This is a genomic window from Streptomyces sp. 12E, from assembly GCF_055633275.1.
Genome location: NZ_JBVNCJ010000001.1, coordinates 6,851,923 through 6,869,919, shown reverse-complemented (window position 1 = coordinate 6,869,919; position 17,997 = coordinate 6,851,923). Strand labels below are relative to the sequence as shown.

The following is a 17,997-nucleotide window of genomic DNA, read 5'->3' as shown; positions in this document are numbered from 1 at the left end:
TCCCCGCCGCTCACCGCCGCGTGTGACTCACTTCCACCGGCTCGAAGGTGATCCGGGTGCGGGCCGTGCCGCCGGTCCGGGCGGCCTCGACCGTCCCGTCGTCCACCCGGACCTCTTCGAGGGCCTCCGGCAGGGGCACGGCGTCCGCGTCCGCGGTGAGGGACGCCAGGGCGACGTGCACGGTGGTGCCTCCGCACGCGCCGGTGAGACGCGGGCCCAGCGGGTCCAGGCCGTGCCCTGCGGGGCGCGGACCGGCTCGGCGGACGGGTCGTCCCAGCCGTACGGACCGTACAGGGCGGAGGTCAGTGTCTCCTCGGGGCCCGTGGCCCAGCCGGTGAGGGTGAGACGGGCCCCCTCCGGCGCCCCCACCACCCGGTGCACCCGCAGTTCGTAGGGGCCGTGCGCCACCGTGACGCTCTCCACCCGCAGGCCCGGAACCATCGGCGGACCGCCGGCGAACACGGGCCGGTGCCATGAGGCGGCCCGGCCCCAGCCGTCTCCGTGGCCCGCGCCCACGGGGTGGATGCGGCGGCGCACACTGCGCCGGCCGCCGGTCTCCACCGGCAGGTGGTTGTCGGCGACGTTCCCGGGTGCGGTGGGGCCGGTGCGGGTGGAGCAGGCCTGGCGCCCGTAGTGCGGATCGTCCCCGTCCGCCGTCTCGCCCTCGTGCGGGCGCACATGGTCGCTGCCGGGGTTGTGCAGCCGTACGATCCCGTCGGCCCGCGTCGCCTGGACGAGCAGTCCCGGCGCCGGCAGCGCCAGCACACGGTCGGACTCCTCCACCGGTGCCGGCTCCTCGCGGGCCGTCCGGAACGCGTGCCCCGCGGGGGCGAGCAGCGCGACGAAGGCCTTCGGCGCCCAGTACGGTGACGCGGGGCCCGAGTAGCCCTGCAGACCGGCCTCGTGGGGGCCGTACCAGCCCAGGCCCGCCCCAGCCGGTGACCAGCAGGTCGACGTCGGCGAGCACGGCGCGGGGCGTGGTCAGGTCGTCCAGGACCGGGAGCGGTGCGAGGTCGCACAGCGCGGCGAGGGCCGCGAGCGACGCGTCGTCGAGGACCGCCGAGGCGGCGTCCTGGGACATGGCCAGTGCGGCGCGGGGGCGGGGGCCGGGCGTGGACTCGGTCATGGTGGCGGCGGAACTCCTTGTGCGGGCGGGGTCACTTCACTGCGCCGGCGGTCAGGCCGCTGCGCCAGAAGCGCTGGAGCAGGGTGAAGGCGAGGACGAGCGGCACTACGGCGAGCAGGGACCCCATGATGACGACGGGGTAGTACTCCGGCGAGACCGACGCGGAGCTGTTCCACTGGTACAGGCCGAGGCTGACGGGATACAGGTCCTGGTCGGACAGCATCACCATGGGCAGGAAGAAGTTGTTCCAGATCGCGGTCAGCCGGAAGAGGAAGACGGTGACCAGGCCGGGGCCGAGCATTCCGAGCGCCACCCGGGCGTAGGCGGTCAGCTCGCCGGCCCCGTCCACCCGCGCCGCCTCCAGCACCTCGTCGGGCACGTGTCCCCGGCTGAAGACACGGCCGAGGTGCACGCCGAACGGGTTGAACAGCACCGGGACGAACACCGCCCGGAAGGTGTTGACCAGGCCGGTCCCGGAGGCCGTCAGGTACAGCGGGTGAACTCCATGGCGGCCTCGGGGTGTCGGCTGTCCTTGGTGACCGCGAAGGTCGAACCGCCGTGCGTGCCGACGGAGGGACGGGCCGTGTTCCACTGCGGCAGCGGCGCGATCCGCCACTGCCCCTTCTGTCCGGGCCGCGCGTTCAGCTGGGCGCCGGCGTCCCAGGCGCCGCTGAGCCGGGTGAGGACCGGGCCGCCTCCGATCTGGGCGTCCGACCGCCGGCTCTCGACCGCGTTCACGAAGACGTCGCCGCGGTCGACGAGCCGCTGCCAGTAGCCGGCGACCTTCCGGGAGGGGGCGTCCGCGAGGGAGACGTTCCAGGCGCCGCGCGAGGTGTCGAACCACCGGGCGCCGGCCTGCCAGGCATAGGCGGCGAACCGGGTCATGCCGTCGGTGAGGAACAGCGCCAGCCGTCGGCCGGGCGCCTTGCGGCGGACGGTCGCGGCCTGCTCGGCGTACTCGTCCCAGGTGCGCGCGGCCCGCAGTCCGTACGCGTCGAACAGATCGGCGCGGTAGTGCATCACCATCTGCTCGACGTCCAGCGGCACGCTGAACACCCGGCCTTCGAAGGTGGTCAGTGCGAGCGCCTGCGGCAGCAGCCTGCGGCGCAGGCCGTCGCCGACCGGGTCGGTGATGTCGCGGGCGACGCCGTCGATGGCGTACCCGGAGACCTGCGGATACTCGATGGTGGCGACGTCGGGGGCGTTGCCGGCCCGGGCGGCGTTGCTCAGCTTGACGTAGCCGCCCTGCCCGCCGGAGGGGATCTGCCGGAACTCGACCTGGACGGTCCGGTGGGCGCGGTTGAACGCGTCGACGACCTCCTGGCTGCCGCGCAGGTCGGACCAGAAGGTGATGCGCGTGGGGGTGCCCGTGCGCGCCGACGAGGCGCCGTTCCGGGACACCGAGGAGACCGAGGACGACGACGGTGGGCCGAGCCACGAGCCGAGGACGATCGCGACCATGGTGGCGGCGAGCGCGGGGGCGCCCTCCTGGAAGACGGTGTCCGGGACACCGTTCCCGCCGGTGGGCGGTGCTCCGGCGAGGAGGGCGACGGCCGCGGTGAGGAGGACGACGACACCCGTGGATCAGTTCTCTCTTCCTGCGGGGCGGAGGCGGTCCGTGGCGGTGACCGCGCCGGCCGGCGCGGCGGTCAGCAGGAGCGGGCCGCGGCCGAGCCCGCAGGCGGTACGGGCGCGGACGTACGGCGTCAAAGTCCGTGATGCACCCGACGCCGCGTCAGACGGGAAGAGGGGCGGGACCGTTCAGCCGAGGGCGGTCACCTCGACGGCGAGGTCGTTGTCCACGGTGTAGTAGGGGCGCACCGCGGACCCGCCCACGGTGACCTGCGGGTAGACGAACACCGCCTTGCGGTCCGCCACGTCGTCGAGGAGCCGGCCGACCCGGGTCAGCGACGCGTCGGCGGCGGGACGGAGGAAGACGTCCCAGACCCGGCTGCCGGAAGCCGTGAGGTCCTGGCAGGCCACGGTGAAGGCGAAACCGCCGTCCTGGGCGGGCCGTACCGGGACGGCGTGCAGCGTGTCCCTGGTGCCCCGCAGCCGCAGCACCGCCTCCGCCGACGGGGAGGGTTCGGCGCCGTGCAGCCGGACGCGGACCGTCATCGTCCCGTCGGCGATGCCGACGGGGCCCGCCTCCGCGTGGACGGTGCGCAGCCAGGCGCGTACCGCGAGGAAGCCGTCCTTGGTGGCGTACGGCACCCGGACGGCCACCGGTGACGGCCGGTCGGGCAGGCCTCCGTCGACGAGCGCCCTCAGGTCCCGCAGGCCGGGGCGCAGCCGCTCCCGTCCGGCGTCCGGACCGGGCAGCAGATACGTGTCCCAGCGGCCCTCCGCGAGCCGGGGCAGCGGCTCGAGCACGGCGCGGAACTCGCCGTCGCCGCCGTGGGGTCGGAGGTCGAGGGTGTGGGTCGTCTCCTCGGGCCTGCCCTTCTTGGGACGCAGCACCAGCAGCAGCCGGGGCCGCGTGGCCGCCGGCGGGCGGAGCCGGAAGATGATCCGGCCGTCGGTGTCGATGGAACAGTGGGTGCGCGGGGCGGTGCTCATCGGCGTCCCTTCCGTACGGTGCGCAGCGCGGTCGACGCGGCGGTGTGGGCGAGGTCGCGGGCGGCGTGGCCCCGGCTGACGAGGGTGTGGTGCGTCCCGCGGCGCCCCGGGGCGCCGCGCTGTCCGTCGCTCCTGGCCTCGATCGCCTCCTGGAACAGGCGCTCGGCGTGGGCCACGACCGGACCGGGGGCGAACCGGCGCGCGTTGGCCACGGCCGCCTCGCCCATGCGGCGGCGGCGCTCGTCGTCGCGCACCAGGTCGAGGAGGGCCGCGCCGAAGGCGGCGCTGTCCCCGACCGGCACCAGCCGGCCGTCCTCGCCGTCCTTGATGATCTCGCCGGGCCCGTAGGGGCAGTCGGTGCTCACCACGGGCAGTCCGCAGCGCATCGCTTCGACGAGGGTCATGCCGAACGGCTCGAAGTTCGAGGCCGCCGCGCCGATCGAGCCCTTGACCCACTCGGCCTCCATGGGGGTCGCCGCCCCCATGAGGAAGACGTTGTTCCACAGGCCGAGCGACTCGATCAGGGCGCGCAGCCGGTCCTGTTCCTCGCCCTTGCCGTAGATGCGCAGCCGCCAGTCGGGATACTCGGCGACCACGCGGGCGAACGCCTCGATGATCAGGTCGAACCGCTTGACGGGAACCAGCCGGCCGGCCGCCACCACGATCTTGGCGGTGCCGTCGGCGGTGGGGAGCACGGGGTCGGGGACGCTGTTCGGGAGGGCCTCCACCCGTACCCCGGGCAGCAGCATCTTGCGCCGGTAGGAGTCGGCGTCCGCCTCGGTGACGGTGGTGAGCACGTCGAGCCGGCGGTAGGCGCGGCGCAGCGCGGTGCGCAGCGCGGGCGGATGGTTGTCGAGGGTGAGGTGCTCCTGGCCGACGCGTGCGACGTGGTCCGGGGCCTGGAGGGCGAGGTGCACGTTGAGCCCCGGCCGGGTGCCGACGACGACGTCGGCGTCGGTGTCCGCCAGGCACTCGGCGATCCGCTCGTCCGTCAGCTCGCTGTACTGGTGGTGGCGGTACTCGGCGGCGGGGAACACCTTGGCGGGTCTGCCGTGCAGCGGGTGTTCCTTCTCCCGCCGAAGATCCACCAGTGCCCGCAGCCGCACTCCGGGGTGCGGAGTGAGGTTGGGGTGCTCCCGGTGCCGCAGCACCGAGACGATCTCCACGTCGTGCCGTTCGGCCAGCGCGGCCGCCAGGTTGAACGTGGTGGTGATCGTGCCTCCGATCCCGTAGGCGTTGTGGATCAGGAAAGAGATCTTCATAGCGGTCCAGACCGCACGGGCCGTTCAGGAGTTGTCCGCTGTTATCAGTTTGTGGCCTCGGTGATCACTGTTGTCGAACTGCCGGATCCCCGCGCTGGATCCGCATGCCGGGGCGGCGGCGGTGGACGGTCAGGTAGGTCAGGCCCTCGGGGCCGGCGGTGAGGCTCCGGGTGGAGCCGTGCGGGAGCCAGGTCAGGGCGCCCGCGGAAAGGGGGTGGGGTCCGTCGGGGGCGGTGAGCGTGCCGTGGCCGGCGAGGACCAGCAGGAGGACGTCGAGGTCGGGCTCGCGGTGGGTGTCGACCCCGCGTCCGGGCGGGACGCGCACGACGTTGGCGTCGAGTTGGCGCCCCGGCTCGGCGAGCCGCCACAGGGCGCCGGCGGACGCGCCGTCGAGGGCGGCCAGGGCGGCCGTGTCGCACAGGACCCGCGGGAGCGGAACGTCCTCGCCGGGGGTGCCGCCGCTTCCTGACGTCATGAGGTGTCACCGTCCCGGGTGCGTGGACGCGTCGGCCGTCCGCGGTTCGCCTTTCAAATGCGAACCTAACATGCAGATTTGGGCGGCGCCGGTCACGGTCCGCCGTCCACCGTCCAGCCGAGCGGGTACGGCTGCGGTCCGGCGGCGGAGGGTTCGCCACCGGCCTCGTTGAACGCGGTGAGGGCGCCGACCAGCGCCGCCCGCTGCCCCGGGGCCAGCCGCTCGACGATCGCGGCGATCCCGGCACGGCGCCGTGCGGTGACGTCCTCGACCGTGCGCCGGCCCTCGTCGGTGAGCCGCAGCAGGGTCTCCCGGCGGTTGGCGGGATTGGTCTGCCGGTCGGCGAGGCCGGCCGCGATCAGCCGGTCGACCATGCGCATCGCGGTGGACGGGGCGACGTGGAGCAGGTCGGCGAGCGTGACCAGCTTGGTGGCGCCGCGGGTGGAGAGCACCACCAGCATCCGGAACTGCGGCAGCGTCACCCGGTCCTCGACCGCCGCGAGGGACCGCGCGGACACCGCCACCAGCAGTCGCGAGGCGGTCAGCACCGCACGGGTGACCGCCTCGACGTCGTCCCCGGCCCCGCCGGAGGGCTCGTCCCGGTGCATGTGTCCTTTGTACCTCGCGGTGATCGCCGCCCGCTCACCCGGTGGAGCGGGCTGCGCGTCCCGGGGGCGGTGGCGGCGCGGGAGGAGCGCCGCGGCGCCGGCCTTCGGGCCGTGCGAAGGCCGGCCGTTCCGGGTTCCCCGGGCGGGCCCTCGCCCGGCCGGGTCCGCACCCGGGCCGCACCGTCCCGGCCGCATGTCCGGTCCCGCGGGCCGTCGTTCATCCGTTCTCACGCTGTGCGATCATCCTGGCGGGATCCTCGAAAGGAACGAACGGACGTGACCGCGCCAAGGCCGGACGACGGCGGAACGCCAAAGGAGCGGGACGGTGCGCCGCCGCTGCCCGAGGACGTCTGGCAGCGGTTCCTCACCGACAACGAGCGCGCCATCCGGGCCACCGCCCCCAGGGAGCCCTCCGCGCTGCAGCGGACCCGGCCGCGCGCCGACGGCGGTGCGCCGCGGGAGGGCGCCGGCGTCGAGGCGGTCGGTGATCTGTGGCATCCGGACGATCCGTGGGACGGGCCGTCCTGGCGGGAGTCGGACGGGCTGCGCCGCGTCGGCCGCGCGGTGGGCACGGCCGCGGCGCTCGCCCTGGCGCTGGCCGCCTGGTCACAGCTGTCCACCGGTGCGGGCGCACCGGACGAGGGGCCCGGCGACACCGTCCTGCAGCAGTCGGAGGAGGCCCCGGCGGAGCTGCCCACGGCGGCGTCCCTGCCGCCGGAACCCGTCTCCCCGCCCCCGTCCGGCCCCGGCGTCCGGGCCGGCTGACACGCCCCGGCCGGCGTGGCCGGCGACCGGGGCGTGCCCTCGGGGGTGCGGCTCAGCCGCCCAGTGCCGCGAGGACCACGGACTTGGCCTCCTCCTGCACCCGGCGGAGGTGGTCGGGGCCCTGGAAGGACTCGGCGTAGATCTTGTAGACGTCCTCGGTGCCGGAGGGACGGGCGGCGAACCAGGCGCTGTCGGTGGTCACCTTGATGCCGCCGATGGACGCGCCGTTGCCCGGCGCCTCGGTGAGCACGGCGGTGACCGCCTCCCCGGCCAGGGTGTCCGCGGTGACCTGGGCGGGGGACAGCTTCGCGAGGCGGGCCTTCTCCTCACGGGTCGCCGGGGCGTCGATCCGCTCGTAGGCGGGCTCGCCGAAGCGGGAGGCGAGCGCGGCGTAGTGCGCGGAGGGCGTCTTGCCGGTGACGGCCGTGATCTCGGACGCGAGCAGCGCCAGGATGATGCCGTCCTTGTCGGTGGTCCACACCGAGCCGTCCCGGCGCAGGAAGGAGGCGCCGGCCGACTCCTCGCCGCCGAAACCGAGGGTGCCGCCGGCCAGTCCCTCCACGAACCACTTGAAACCGACGGGCACCTCGACGAGTTCCCGCTTCAGGTCGGCGGCGACGCGGTCGATCATCGCGGAGGACACCAGGGTCTTGCCGACGCCGGCGTCGGACGGCCACTGCTCGCGGTGCGCGTAGAGGTAGCCGATCGCCGTGGCGAGGTAGTGGTTGGGGTTCATCAGACCGGCGTCCGGGGTGACGATGCCGTGCCGGTCGGCGTCCGCGTCGTTGCCGGTGGCGATGTCGAAGCGGTCGCGTTGCCCGATGAGGGACGCCATGGCGTGCGGCGACGAGCAGTCCATGCGGATCCTGCCGTCCCAGTCCAGGGTCATGAACCGCCAGGTGGGATCGGTGAGCGGGTTGACCACGGTGAGGTCGAGGCGGTGCTGTTCGGCGATCCGGCCCCAGTAGGCGACGGACGCCCCGCCCAGCGGGTCGGCGCCGATCCGTACGCCGGCCTCACGGATCGCGTCCAGGTCCAGCACGCTGGGCAGGTCCGCGACATAGGTGCCGAGGAAGTCGTAGCGGCCGGTGCCGGGGGCGGTGAGGGCGCGGGTGTACGGGATGCGGCGGACGTCCTCGAGGCCGCCCCGGATGATCTCGTTGGCCCGGTCCTGGATCCAGCCGGTGGCGTCCGAACCCGCGGGGCCGCCACTCGGCGGGTTGTACTTGAACCCGCCGTCGCCGGGCGGGTTGTGGGACGGGGTGACCACGACGCCGTCCGCGAGGCCCGTGGTGCGGCCCCGGTTGTGGGTGAGGATCGCGTGCGAGACCGCCGGGGTCGGGGTGTAGCCGTCGGCGCTGTCGATGAGCACGGTGACCCCGTTGGCCGCGAACACCTCCAGTGCGGTGACCCGCGCGGGTTCGGACAGCGCGTGGGTGTCGGCGCCGAGGAAGAGGGGCCCGTCGGTCCCCCGGCCGGCCCGGTACTCGCAGATGGCCTGGCTGGTCGCGGCGATGTGGTCCTCGTTGAACGCGGCCGCCAGGGACGAGCCGCGGTGTCCCGACGTCCCGAACGTGACGCGCTGTCCCGGGTCCTCGGGGTCGGGGTGCAGTGCGTAGTACGCCGTGACCAGCCGAGCGACGTCGACGAGATCCTCGGGGCCGGCCGGGCCGCCCGCTCGCTCGTGCTGCATGTGCCCACTCCTCCGCATGGGTTGATTCTTCGCTTGCGGAGACATCTTTCCTCTTCGGGGCCGCACCGCGCGAGTGGGGCCCGGCTCCGCGCCGCCCCGCCCCGGCGCCCGGTGTCAGATCCGGCCGCCGGTCATCCGGGTGAGGGGGCCGTGGGTGTGGCGTTCGGCGCGCCGGCCCACCGCGTAGGAGGCGGCGGTCAGCGCGGTCAGGCCGGCCGCGGCGCCGGCGGCGACGAGCCTGCGGTTGGCGATGACGGTCCAGGCGGTCTTGGCGCCGGCGGCGACCTGACCCGAGGTGGCGACGACCGCGCGGCGGCCCGCCTCGACCCCCTTGGCCGCGGTCTGCGCGGCGCCGCTCGCCGCCTGGGCCGCGCGCCCGGCACCCGACGCGGCCCCTGACGCCGCGTCACCCGCCTTGCCCGCGGCCTTGCCCGCCGCCCGCTCGGCGGGGGCGGTCGCCTTGTCCGCGGTCTCCCGTGCCTTGGTCGCGGTGGACCGGGTGGACGTGGTCTTCTGATGCGCGTTCTTGTTCTGTTCGCTCATGGACACCGATTTGCCGCTGACTCCCGCGGCAAACACACGTCCCCGCGCGTGGGCCGCCCCCCGGCCGCGACCGGTGTCCCTTCCGGCACACCGCCCGCGAACACGCCGTGCGGCGGCGGCGTTTCGAGGTGGACGCGGCCGATGGGCGGTCGCGGACGGCCAGGGGGCGTCCGGCGGCGGACCGTGCCCCGCCGACACCGGACCGGACGCCCGGGCGGTCCGGTTCACGGCACTTGGCCGGGAAGCGGCCGTAGGGCCGGACCGAATGGTACGTGCGCCACCGGCCCGGGCCGACGGCGTCGGAGCGGGCCGGGCCTCCGGGGACCAGGCGCGGGCGCGCGGCACCGGGACCGGTGGCCTCCGGACGGCCGCGGGCGCGGTGGGCGGCGAGGCCGGCGCCTTTCGCCCGGAGCGGGGAGCGCGGCGGGCGCCGGCGGCGCGACTCGTCGGTGTCGGTGCGGCGGCCGTACTCGGCGTGGGCGAACTCGTCCGGGAGCCGGGCCCCTTCGGGCCGTTCCCGCCGCGCCTGCCCGAGGGCCGGCTCCGGGTGGTCCGGCAGCGGGGCGGCACGGGCGCGCTCCGGCCTGTCGAACCGGCCGGCGACGAGCCGGTCGTCACGGCCTGGGTCCTCGGCTCCACGCCCGAGCCGGGCGGCCCGGAAGGGGGCGTGGGCGTCCGGCCCGGGAGCCGGGGTGGACGAGCCGCCGGAGGAGACGCGAGCTCCCGCCCGGCCGTCCGCAGGGCTGACTCCGCCCGCAGGGGGTAGGCGGAGGACGGCAAGGACGAACGGGACCCACGGAAGGGAGCAGCCATGCCGAGCATGGTCGAGCGCATCAAGCGGTTCGCCAGGAGCCCGCAGGGGCGGCGTACGGCCGAGCAGGTGCGGCGGGCGGCGGCCGACCCCCGGCGCCGGGCCCAGGCCCAGCGTCTGCTGGGCCGGCTCCGCGGCGGCCACCGTTGACCCCCTCCACCTCTGCTCCCACGCGGTCCGGCGCCCGTCCGTCCGGGCCGCGTGGCGACGACCGGGAAGGACCTCCATGAAGGAATCGTCGGTCCGGACGGTGGGCTGGGCACGCTCACTGCCGGTGGACCGCGGGGTGAAGACGGCCCGCGACTGGGCCCACGAGCACCTCGTCGCACTGGGCTGGGACACGGCCGCTCCCGAGACGGCGGACGCCGTGCTGCTGACCGTCTCGGAACTGGTCACCAACGCGCACGTCCACGCCCACAGCTCCGCACAGCTGGTCATGTCGTGGGACAGCCGTTGTCTGCACATCTCGGTGCACGACAGGTCCACCACCCTGCCGGCGCCCCGGGAACCGAGCACCGAACGCGTCGGCGGGCGCGGCATGCTCCTGGTCGACGCCCTGGCCGACACCTGGGAGGCCCGCCCCTGCCCCCACGGCAAGACCGTCACGGCCTGCTTCCGGCTGCCGGAGGACACGGAGCACTGACCCGCCCCCGTGCGCGGCGGGCGACAGCCCTAGGATCGGTCGGTCCGCCCTCTGCAAGGAGCCCCGCACGGTGACCGCCGTCCTCCCCCAGCCCCGTACCACCCCCGCCCTGCCGTCCCCGCGCCGCCTGACCCGGGCCGAGAACGGCGAACGGCTGCACGCGCTGCTGTGGACCGCGGGCCCCGGCCGGCGGATGATCAGCAGCGCGGTGCTGGGCGGAGGCATCGGCGAGCGGGCCTGGGTCCTCAACGCCCAGGTCTCCCACGGCTACCGGCGCACCGACCCCGACCGGCACCTCGCCGGCCTCGCCGCCGCCGCGGGCGCGCGTGGCCCGGGGGTGGGACTGATGACGGCCGCGGACGTCTCGGCGTACGCGCACGCGCGGGACGCCGGTGCGGAGGCCTACGTCACGGCGGGCGTCGACGTGCGCGGCTGGGCCGCCCGGCCCGGAGAGGGCACGGGCGGATCCCAGGCCCCCGGCACGATCAACATCGTCGCCGCCGTGCCCGTGCCGCTGAGCGACGCCGCACTGGTCAACGCGGTGACCACGGCCACGGAGGCGAAGGTGCAGGCCCTCCTGGAAGCGGGCCTCGACTGTTCGGGCACGCCCACCGACGCGGTGTGCGTCGCCGCCCGCACACCGGGCCCGGACGAGGAGGAGCACACCTTCGCCGGCCCTCGTTCCCTGTGGGGGGCACGGCTGGCGCGCGCCGTCCACCGCGCCGTGCGCGAGGCCGTGACCGCGGTCTGAGCGTCCCCGTCACCCGCGCGGACCGGCGCGGGCCCGGCGGGCGGCAGGCGCGGTCGCAGGGGCCAAGGGCGGGCGAGGAGTGGGAGTTCCGCCTCGGGGTACGCGGCCGCCCGGCCCACACGCCGTCACCCGGCCGGGTTGATTTCGCGGATGCGGATGGGAGACCGTGGCGACGAATCCGGTCTTCCCGGCAGAGAGGTGGTGGGGTGCGCACGACGCGTGCCTGCGCTTGTGATTCCTTCCCCCGGTTCATCCGCCCACCCGCACGGTACGGACGTCCGTACCGCTCCGACGTGGAAGGACGCCCCCTACCCGGTCGTGGTCCTCGACGCGAAGGGCACGGTCGTGGACCTCAACCCGCCCGCCCGGCTGGTGCTGGCGGGCCACCGCGACGGAGCCGGCCCGCGGGGCGCGGTGCCGGCCTGGCTGGCGGACGCGCACCGGAGCCTCACCGGCGAGACGGACGTCACACCGACGGTCGCGCCGGCCGCCGGAGAGATCGGTGACCGGTTCTTCGAGGCGCGTCCCGGCCCGCTCACGGGCGGGGACGTCGTGTGGTGGCTGGTGGACGGCACCGACCGCCGCCGGGCGGAAGCGTCCCTGCACCGCGCCCGGGAGCAGGCGGAGATCCGCGCCATGGTCTCCAGCACCCTGCTGGCGTCGTTGCACGTGCCGCGCTGCGCGGAGGTCGCGGCTCAGCTGGCGGCCGAGCACCTCGCCGACGCCGCGCTGCTCGTCCTGCCGCCCGTCGGACGCCGCCACACCGTGACCCACGCCCGGCGCGGCGGGTCCGCGGAGCACACCTCGCGCCAGTTCGACGCCCGGGACGTCCCCGGGCTGGCCGAGGCCCTCCAGGGTTTCCCGCCGGTGCCCGCGCGCTGGATCGACCCCGGCGCCCTCCCCGAGTGGATCGTCCCGGAGGGCTTCGGCGGGCCCGTCGGCTCCGTCATCGTCACGCCGCTTCCCGGCCACGGGGTGTCCGCCGGCGCGCTGATCCTGCTCCGCGCCGGCACGGAGCAGTCCTTCACCCCGGACGAGGAGGCGTTCGCCCGGCTCTTCGCCGCACGCGCGGGCGCCGCGCTGTCGGCCGCGCGCCTGTACAGCGAGCAGAGCGCGGTCACCACCACGCTCATGAGGGAGCTGCTGCCGCCGGCCCTGGAGAGCCTGCACGGGGTGGACTACGCGGGGCGCTACCGCGCCGCCAGCGACCACGAGCGGATCGGTGGCGACTTCTACGACGTCCACCCCGGTGCCGACGCCTCGCAGGAGACGTTCGTCGTCCTGGGCGACGTGGCCGGCAAGGGGCTGGACGCGGCGGTCCTGACCGGGAAGATCCGCAACACGCTGCACGCGCTGCTGCCCCTGGCCTCCGACCACCAGCAGGTCCTCACCCTGCTCAACGGAGCCCTGCTCAGTTCGCACCACACCCGCTTCGCCACCCTGGTGCTGGCTTCCGTCGGGCGCGAGGACCGCCGGGTGCGTCTGAGGCTGACCAGCGCCGGGCACATGCCCCCGCTCATCGTCCGCGCCGACGGCCGGGTCGAGGAGGCCGCCACCCACGGCACCCTCGTCGGAGCGCTTCCCTCCGTCACCGTGCGGACGGCCGAGGAGGTGCTCGCGCCCGGGGAGACGTGCCTGCTCTACACCGACGGCATCACCGAGGCCCGCGGCGGACCGCTGGGGGACGAACTGTTCGGGGAACGCCGTCTGCGGCGGGCACTGGCGGAGTGCGCCGGCCTGCCGGGGGAAGCGGTCGTGGAGCGGGTGCAGATGCTGGCCGCCCAGTGGCTGGGCGGCGGAGGTCACGACGACATGGCCGCCCTCGCCATCAGCGCGCCGCGCCCGGCGCCGCCCGCCGGCGAGGACCCGAGGAGGGACACGTGAGCACGGGCCGCCCCCCGGTGGCCGTTCTGCGCGACGAGCTCTGGCGGGCGGTGCTCGAGGGCAGCGAGTACGACGCCGTCGACGCGGTGCGCGCCGGTCTCGACGCGGGGTGGGAGGAGGAGGCCCTGCTGCTGGACGTCGTCGCGGCGGTGCAGGAGAGGATCGGCGCCGAATGGGCCGCCGACCGCATCACCGTCGCCCAGGAGCACGCCGCCACGGCCATCAACGAGCGGGTGATCGCCGCCCTCGTCCACCGTCCGGCGGCGGGCAGGCCCGTCCCCCCGTACCGCGGGCGGGTGACGGTCACCTGCGTCGACGGCGAGTGGCACGCCTTCCCGGCCCGGCTCGTCGCCGAGGTCCTGCGGCTGCGGGGCTGGCAGGTGGACTACCTGGGCGCCCAGACGCCCACGCCCCACCTGGTCGCCCACCAGCACCACACCGACTCCGACGCCGTCCTGCTCTCCGGGTCGATCCCCACCCACCTGCCGGCCGCGCACGCGGCCATCACCGCCTGCCAGGCCGTCGGGGTGCCCGTCCTCGCCGGAGGCAGGGCCTTCGGCGAGGACGGGCGGTTCGCACGGGCCCTGGGCGCCGACGGGTGGGCCCCGGACGCCCGCGGCGCGGCCGCCGCGCTGGAAGCCGGTCTGCCGCGTCCCACGGCGGTCCGGCAGGCGGTCGACGACCTGCCGCACCTGGTGGACCAGGAGTACACGATGGTGGTCCGGTCCCGCGGCCGCCTGGTCAAGCAGGTGCTGACGGAGCTGGAGACCCGGTTCCCGGCCATGCGCGGATACGACGACGCGCAACGGGAGCGGACCGCGGAGGACCTGGTCCACATCCTCGACTTCCTGGCCACCGCCCTGTACATGGACGACGCGGGGGTGTTCACCGCATTCCTGGGGTGGACCTCCGAGGTGCTCGCGGCACGGAGCGTTCCGGTGCACTCCCTGGTGACGGGGCTGGAGATCCTCGCGGAGCAGCTGCACGACTTCCCGCGCGGCCTGCGCTTCGTCCGCGCGGGCGCGGCCGCCCTGAGCGGCGGTGCCGCCGACGTCGCCGTCCGCGGCACCGCCGTATGAGCGCGCCGCACCACACCGGCGTCCGCCCCGGACCGGCCCCGGGGAGCGCCACGCCGGCCGTGCGCGTCAGCGGTGAGCTCGACGAGGCCGGCGGCGCGGGCCCGGCGGCCGGTCCCGACCGCCGCTCCTCCGTCAGTCGGTCGACCGCTTCCCCAGTCCCGCCAGGGACCGCAGCAGGGCGCCGCGTCCCCGGTCGGGCACCGTCCACAGGGTCTGTCCGCGCACCCCCCAGCGTTCCAGCAGGGCGTTGGCGGCGAGGAAGCCGGTCGTCGCGGCGCGTTCCATGAGCGCCACCGGCAGGCCGGTGCGCACCAGGTCGCCGGCCACCACGAGGCCGGGGTCCGGTGTGCGCACCGTGGGCCGGTCCGCGTACCCCCCGACGGGGAACAGCGGACAGTCGGACCGCCACAGGTGGCGGACGTCCACGATCCCGGCTCCGCCCGTCTCCGGGTAGACGCGGTGCAACTGGTCGATCAGCGTCTTCTGCACGGTCTCGCGGGAGTCCCCGGAGCGCACCGCGTACGCGTGGAGTTCGACCACGGAGCCCCCGGTGCGGGCGGCCCAGCGGGCCGCCTCGTCCTCGTAGCGGTCCAGCACGCTGATGTTGTCGAGGCCAGCGTACCCGCTCGTGCCCAGGAAGGCGGGCCGCTCGGGCGCGACGGGCCGGTCCAGCCACAGGCGGGTGACCAGGAACGGCGGGGCCTCGCGCAGGCGTGCGACGCGTTCCCGCCACGGGCCGTCGCCCAGCCGGTCGGAACGGGCGACCAGGGAACGCAGCCCCGCGGCGTCGAGGGCGAGCACGACGGTGTCGTGACGGCTCTCCTCCGCGGTGGTGGCGACCGTGTGGCCGCCGTCCCCGGTGGGGGCGACGTGCTCGACGGCCGTGGCGGTGCGGATGCGGGCGCCGTGCCGGCGCAGGTAGCCGGCCAGGGGTTCCCACAGGGCGGCGGGGAAGGGCGCGTCGGGCACGTCGAACAGCAGCCCCTCGGCGGAGCCGAGGAAGTAGATGTGGAACATCAGGACCATCTCGGCGGCCGACAGCCGCCGGGGGTCGGCGAAGAAGCTGCGGGAGAACACCTCGAAGGCCAGGTGGCGGGCGCTGGGCGGGAAACGGACGGCGTCGAGGAAGTCGTGGGCGCTGATGCCGTCCAGGCGTTCGTACACCTCGGGCACGCGCACGTCGAACAGTTCGAGAGCCGCGAGCGGTCTCATGCGGCGCACGTCGCGCACGCGGAAGGACGGGCTGAGGGCGACGAAGCCGAGCGCGCTCCACGGCGGGGTGCGCGGGACGTGGCGGAAGCCGTCCCGCAGCCCGTCGCTGTGCCGCAGCGGGTAGTCCGGCAGGCCGGTGAGCCGCTCCAGACCGGGGTCGGTGCGGCGCAGCAGACCGCGCAGGTTGTAGTACTGGCGGAAGAAGGCGTGGAAGCCCCGGCTCATGGTCACCCGGGTGCCGTCGGCCAGGTCGGCCGGCCAGCCGCCGACCCGTCCGCCCAGGAAGGGCTCGCGCTCGTAGAGCGTCACGGCCACGCCGCGCTCGGCCAGCGCGGTCGCCGCGGCCAGGCCGGCGATGCCGCCTCCGACGACGGCGGTGGTCGGGCGGACGCCCTCGATCCTGCGGGCCCCGGGCGGGGCCTCGAGGACGCGGGCGCGGCGGTCCCGGCCGTGCCGGCCGGCGTTCGGGTGGCGGAAGGGGGTCATCCCTCGTCCTCGCTCTCCGTGCGGGGCCGTCGGCCGACGAAGGTGTGGGTGATGCCCGTCTGCCACCCCGGCAGGGGCAGGGCGCGCACCGCTTCGAAGCCGGCCGCGCGCAGCCGGCCGGCGAAACGGCCCGCGGTGTCGAACTCCACGACGCTGCGCCACAGGTGGCGGTAGAGCCCGGCGTCCCCGAGCACGGCGGCCGCCGGCTGGACGATGCCGCGGCACACCAGGGTCCACACCGCGCGGTCCACGCGCCGTCCGCCGAGCGTGTACTCGTGCACGCCCAGCCTCCCGCCGGGGGCCAGCAGTGCGCGCACGGTGGCGAGCACGGCGTCGGGATCGGAGACGTTGCGGAAGAGGTAGGCCGCGAACACCGCGTCGAACGGCCCCTCCACCCCGGCCTCCGCCAGCCCTTCCGCCGGTGCCCGTACGAACGTCACCCCGTCCGGCCAGGCCTTGGCGGCGGCCCGTTCGAGCATGCCGGCGGAGGCGTCCACGCCGGTGATCCGCGCGTCCGGCAGCACGGCGGCGAGTGCGGCGGTCGACGCGCCGGTGCCGCAGCCCAGGTCCAGGACGCGCAGTCCCCCGCCCCGCCGCGGCAGTCCCAGACGGCGGACCGAGCGGCGGAGGTGGGCGTGGTAGCCGGGGTTGGCGGCCGCCAGGGCGTCGTAGCCGCGGGCGGCGTGGTCGAACGCGGCGGCGAGGTCCTCGTCGCGCAGCAGGGGCATGCGGTCTCCCGGGACGGATGGGTCGGGGCGAACGGGTCGGGGCGGGTGCGGGCGGTACGGGTCAGGGGCCGTCGAACGGGCGGCGGGGCAGCGTGGTCAGCTCCAGCGCCGAGCGGAGCATGGGGCCCGCCGGGGCGTGCAGGCCGACGGCGAGGTCCTCGTGGAGCCGGGTGCGGCCGTCCAGGAAGCGCAGCAGCCGCCGCATGGGCACGCGGGCGAAGAGGCGGGAGAACAGCGCGGGTCCGTCGACCCGGCCGCTGTCCAGGGCGCGCAGCAGGACGGCGTCCATGGCCCGGGAGCGGGCGGAGTGGGCGGGGGGCGGCACGGGGGTGCGGCCCCGGCGCAGGGCGGCGGCGACGGCGCCGGTCTGGCGCTGGATCCCGGCGAAGGTGTAGCCCGTCGAGGGGCGGGTGGCGCCGCCCGCCGCGCCGATGCGGAAGACGGAGGCGCCGACCTGACGGGGGATCGCGGCGTCGGTCATCGGGATGACGCCCGTCTCGGTGGACAGGATCCGCAGTTCCCCCAGCCGGAGCACCTCCTCGGTGTACTGCCGCACCGCCGACCCGTAGCCGTCGGCGGTGAGGGGGCGCCGGGAGAACTCGGTGTACTCCACCAGCGCGTCGTGGCGGCCGACGGGCAGGACGTAGCCGAAGGACAGTCCGTCGGCGGGCTGGGGTGTGCGGAAGTCCATCAGGTCCGCGGTCCGGCCGTCGAAGACCGGACGGGCGGCGCGCACGAACCAGCCGTGGAAGTGCTGCAGCAGCGTGGTGCGGGCGGCCGGCAGGCTGCCCGGGGGGCGTGAGTCGAACACCCAGCGGGCCCGCAGGACGCGTGTCCGGCCGTCGCCGTCCCGCAGGTGGACGAGCGCTCCCCCGGGCACGTCCTCCACGGCCTCGACGGTCGCCTCCAGGCGGCGTACGGCCGGGGCGGCGGCCAGGTCGTGGGCGACCAGCCGCTCGAAGTCGTCGGACCGGATCATCTTGTAGCGCAGCGGGGCGATGTCCCCCTCGAGCGCGGGGCCGGCGGGGGGACGCACCCGCAGGTGCCGCCAGGTCGCCGTGACGGCGGCGTCGAAGCGGCCCGCGCCCGCTTCCCAGAAGCACCACGTGCGGCGCGGGGGCCGCAGCGGACCGGGCGGGGCGTCCACCAGGACGACCGACGGCGCCCGGGACCCCGGCGCGGCCCGCGACAGACGGTGGGCCAGGGACAGTCCGGCGGCGCCCGCCCCGACGATCACCACCTCGGCGTCCAGCACGACGGCACCCTCCTCCCGCTCCTCGTCAGCATTCCTGCTTGTGTGCCCGATCGAATTCAGGTCACTCGAACGTGTGACAAACCGCTACCGGTGGGACCGGGCGCTCAGGGGGAAAGC

At 75.6% G+C, this 17,997-nt stretch carries 15 protein-coding genes and 4 pseudogenes; 6 read left to right on the top strand and 13 right to left on the bottom strand.

Going from position 1 to position 17,997, the window contains the following annotated elements:
- Positions 1-10: 10 nt before the first annotated feature.
- The 8 genes and pseudogenes from ACZ8ZB_RS31570 to ACZ8ZB_RS31535 form a co-directional block, all read right to left on the bottom strand.
- Positions 11-924, bottom strand: a pseudogene (locus ACZ8ZB_RS31570) (DUF2264 domain-containing protein); the annotation flags it as partial.
- Positions 917-1,126, bottom strand: a pseudogene (locus ACZ8ZB_RS31565) (hydroxyacid dehydrogenase); the annotation flags it as partial. The pseudogenes ACZ8ZB_RS31570 and ACZ8ZB_RS31565, both read right to left, overlap by 8 nt.
- Before the next feature lie 31 nt (positions 1,127-1,157).
- A pseudogene (locus ACZ8ZB_RS31560) lies at positions 1,158-1,622 on the bottom strand (carbohydrate ABC transporter permease); the annotation flags it as partial.
- A 2-nt stretch (positions 1,623-1,624) separates the two neighbouring features.
- Positions 1,625-2,587: pseudogene (locus ACZ8ZB_RS31555) on the bottom strand (ABC transporter substrate-binding protein); the annotation flags it as partial.
- A gap of 300 nt (positions 2,588-2,887) precedes the next feature.
- Positions 2,888-3,685, bottom strand: coding sequence for a transferase (locus ACZ8ZB_RS31550; RefSeq protein ID WP_470741004.1), 798 nt, complete (start codon positions 3,683-3,685; stop codon positions 2,888-2,890).
- The gene (locus tag ACZ8ZB_RS31545; RefSeq protein ID WP_470741003.1) at positions 3,682-4,947 is read right to left on the bottom strand and encodes a glycosyltransferase family 4 protein; all 1,266 of its coding nucleotides are present in this window, start codon (positions 4,945-4,947) and stop codon (positions 3,682-3,684) included. Before ACZ8ZB_RS31545 ends, ACZ8ZB_RS31550 begins: the two co-directional genes overlap by 4 nt.
- A 64-nt stretch (positions 4,948-5,011) precedes the next feature.
- Positions 5,012-5,422 carry a hypothetical protein gene (locus ACZ8ZB_RS31540; protein WP_470741002.1) on the bottom strand — a complete coding sequence of 137 codons (411 nt, stop codon included), beginning with the start codon at positions 5,420-5,422 and terminating at the stop codon, positions 5,012-5,014.
- A gap of 92 nt (positions 5,423-5,514) precedes the next feature.
- The gene (locus ACZ8ZB_RS31535; protein WP_470741001.1) at positions 5,515-6,030 is read right to left on the bottom strand and encodes a MarR family winged helix-turn-helix transcriptional regulator; all 516 of its coding nucleotides are present in this window, start codon (positions 6,028-6,030) and stop codon (positions 5,515-5,517) included.
- Between the two features lie 276 nt (positions 6,031-6,306).
- Here ACZ8ZB_RS31535 and ACZ8ZB_RS31530 point away from each other — a divergent pair, with 276 nt between their 5' ends.
- Positions 6,307-6,795 carry a hypothetical protein gene (locus ACZ8ZB_RS31530; RefSeq protein ID WP_470741000.1) on the top strand — a complete coding sequence of 163 codons (489 nt, stop codon included), beginning with the start codon at positions 6,307-6,309 and terminating at the stop codon, positions 6,793-6,795.
- 52 nt (positions 6,796-6,847) lie between these two features.
- Here the strand turns inward: ACZ8ZB_RS31530 and pgm are convergent, their stop codons facing one another.
- Positions 6,848-8,488, bottom strand: coding sequence for a phosphoglucomutase (alpha-D-glucose-1,6-bisphosphate-dependent) (gene pgm / locus ACZ8ZB_RS31525; RefSeq protein ID WP_470740999.1), 1,641 nt, complete (start codon positions 8,486-8,488; stop codon positions 6,848-6,850).
- Between the two features lie 114 nt (positions 8,489-8,602).
- Positions 8,603-9,031, bottom strand: coding sequence for a hypothetical protein (locus tag ACZ8ZB_RS31520; RefSeq protein ID WP_470740998.1), 429 nt, complete (start codon positions 9,029-9,031; stop codon positions 8,603-8,605).
- Positions 9,032-9,842: 811 nt separating this feature from the next.
- Between ACZ8ZB_RS31520 and ACZ8ZB_RS31515 the strand changes: the two genes are divergently transcribed.
- The 5 genes from ACZ8ZB_RS31515 to ACZ8ZB_RS31495 all read left to right on the top strand — a co-directional run bounded on the left by ACZ8ZB_RS31515 (position 9,843) and on the right by ACZ8ZB_RS31495 (position 14,199).
- On the top strand, positions 9,843-9,992 hold the full coding sequence (locus ACZ8ZB_RS31515) for a hypothetical protein (RefSeq protein ID WP_470740997.1): 150 nt from the start codon (positions 9,843-9,845) through the stop codon (positions 9,990-9,992).
- Between the two features lie 76 nt (positions 9,993-10,068).
- Positions 10,069-10,485, top strand: a complete 417-nt coding sequence (locus tag ACZ8ZB_RS31510) for an ATP-binding protein (RefSeq protein WP_470740996.1) — start codon at positions 10,069-10,071, stop codon at positions 10,483-10,485.
- A 70-nt stretch (positions 10,486-10,555) separates the two neighbouring features.
- Positions 10,556-11,236 carry an adenosylcobinamide amidohydrolase gene (locus tag ACZ8ZB_RS31505; protein WP_470740995.1) on the top strand — a complete coding sequence of 227 codons (681 nt, stop codon included), beginning with the start codon at positions 10,556-10,558 and terminating at the stop codon, positions 11,234-11,236.
- Positions 11,237-11,455: 219 nt separating this feature from the next.
- Positions 11,456-13,120, top strand: a complete 1,665-nt coding sequence (locus tag ACZ8ZB_RS31500) for a PP2C family protein-serine/threonine phosphatase (RefSeq protein WP_470740994.1) — start codon at positions 11,456-11,458, stop codon at positions 13,118-13,120.
- Entirely contained in the window at positions 13,117-14,199 is a 1,083-nt protein-coding gene (locus tag ACZ8ZB_RS31495) for a cobalamin B12-binding domain-containing protein (protein WP_470740993.1), read from the top strand. Before ACZ8ZB_RS31500 ends, ACZ8ZB_RS31495 begins: the two co-directional genes overlap by 4 nt.
- Positions 14,200-14,331: 132 nt before the next feature.
- Here the strand turns inward: ACZ8ZB_RS31495 and ACZ8ZB_RS31490 are convergent, their stop codons facing one another.
- The 3 genes from ACZ8ZB_RS31490 to ACZ8ZB_RS31480 all read right to left on the bottom strand — a co-directional run bounded on the left by ACZ8ZB_RS31490 (position 14,332) and on the right by ACZ8ZB_RS31480 (position 17,880).
- Positions 14,332-15,897: an FAD-dependent oxidoreductase gene (locus ACZ8ZB_RS31490; protein WP_470740992.1), complete on the bottom strand. Its 1,566-nt coding sequence runs from the start codon at positions 15,895-15,897 to the stop codon at positions 14,332-14,334.
- A complete protein-coding gene (locus ACZ8ZB_RS31485; protein ID WP_470740991.1) occupies positions 15,894-16,625 on the bottom strand; it encodes a methyltransferase domain-containing protein in 732 nt (243 codons plus the stop codon). Before ACZ8ZB_RS31485 ends, ACZ8ZB_RS31490 begins: the two co-directional genes overlap by 4 nt.
- Positions 16,626-16,686: 61 nt before the next feature.
- Positions 16,687-17,880, bottom strand: a complete 1,194-nt coding sequence (locus ACZ8ZB_RS31480; RefSeq protein WP_470740990.1) for a lycopene cyclase family protein — start codon at positions 17,878-17,880, stop codon at positions 16,687-16,689.
- Positions 17,881-17,997 lie beyond the last annotated feature (117 nt).

Excerpts from the sequence above, each read along its gene's own strand:
- ACZ8ZB_RS31490 (WP_470740992.1), bottom strand. The coding sequence starts at position 15,897 with ATGACCCCCTTCCGCCACCCGAACGCCGGCCGGCACGGCCGGGACCGC.
- pgm (WP_470740999.1), bottom strand. The coding sequence starts at position 8,488 with ATGCAGCACGAGCGAGCGGGCGGCCCGGCCGGCCCCGAGGATCTCGTC.
- ACZ8ZB_RS31535 (WP_470741001.1), bottom strand. The coding sequence starts at position 6,030 with ATGCACCGGGACGAGCCCTCCGGCGGGGCCGGGGACGACGTCGAGGCG.
- ACZ8ZB_RS31545 (WP_470741003.1), bottom strand. The coding sequence starts at position 4,947 with ATGAAGATCTCTTTCCTGATCCACAACGCCTACGGGATCGGAGGCACG.
- ACZ8ZB_RS31550 (WP_470741004.1), bottom strand. The coding sequence starts at position 3,685 with ATGAGCACCGCCCCGCGCACCCACTGTTCCATCGACACCGACGGCCGG.
- ACZ8ZB_RS31485 (WP_470740991.1), bottom strand. The coding sequence starts at position 16,625 with ATGCCCCTGCTGCGCGACGAGGACCTCGCCGCCGCGTTCGACCACGCC.
- ACZ8ZB_RS31520 (WP_470740998.1), bottom strand. The coding sequence starts at position 9,031 with ATGAGCGAACAGAACAAGAACGCGCATCAGAAGACCACGTCCACCCGG.
- ACZ8ZB_RS31540 (WP_470741002.1), bottom strand. The coding sequence starts at position 5,422 with ATGACGTCAGGAAGCGGCGGCACCCCCGGCGAGGACGTTCCGCTCCCG.
- ACZ8ZB_RS31515 (WP_470740997.1), top strand. The coding sequence starts at position 9,843 with ATGCCGAGCATGGTCGAGCGCATCAAGCGGTTCGCCAGGAGCCCGCAG.
- ACZ8ZB_RS31510 (WP_470740996.1), top strand. The coding sequence starts at position 10,069 with ATGAAGGAATCGTCGGTCCGGACGGTGGGCTGGGCACGCTCACTGCCG.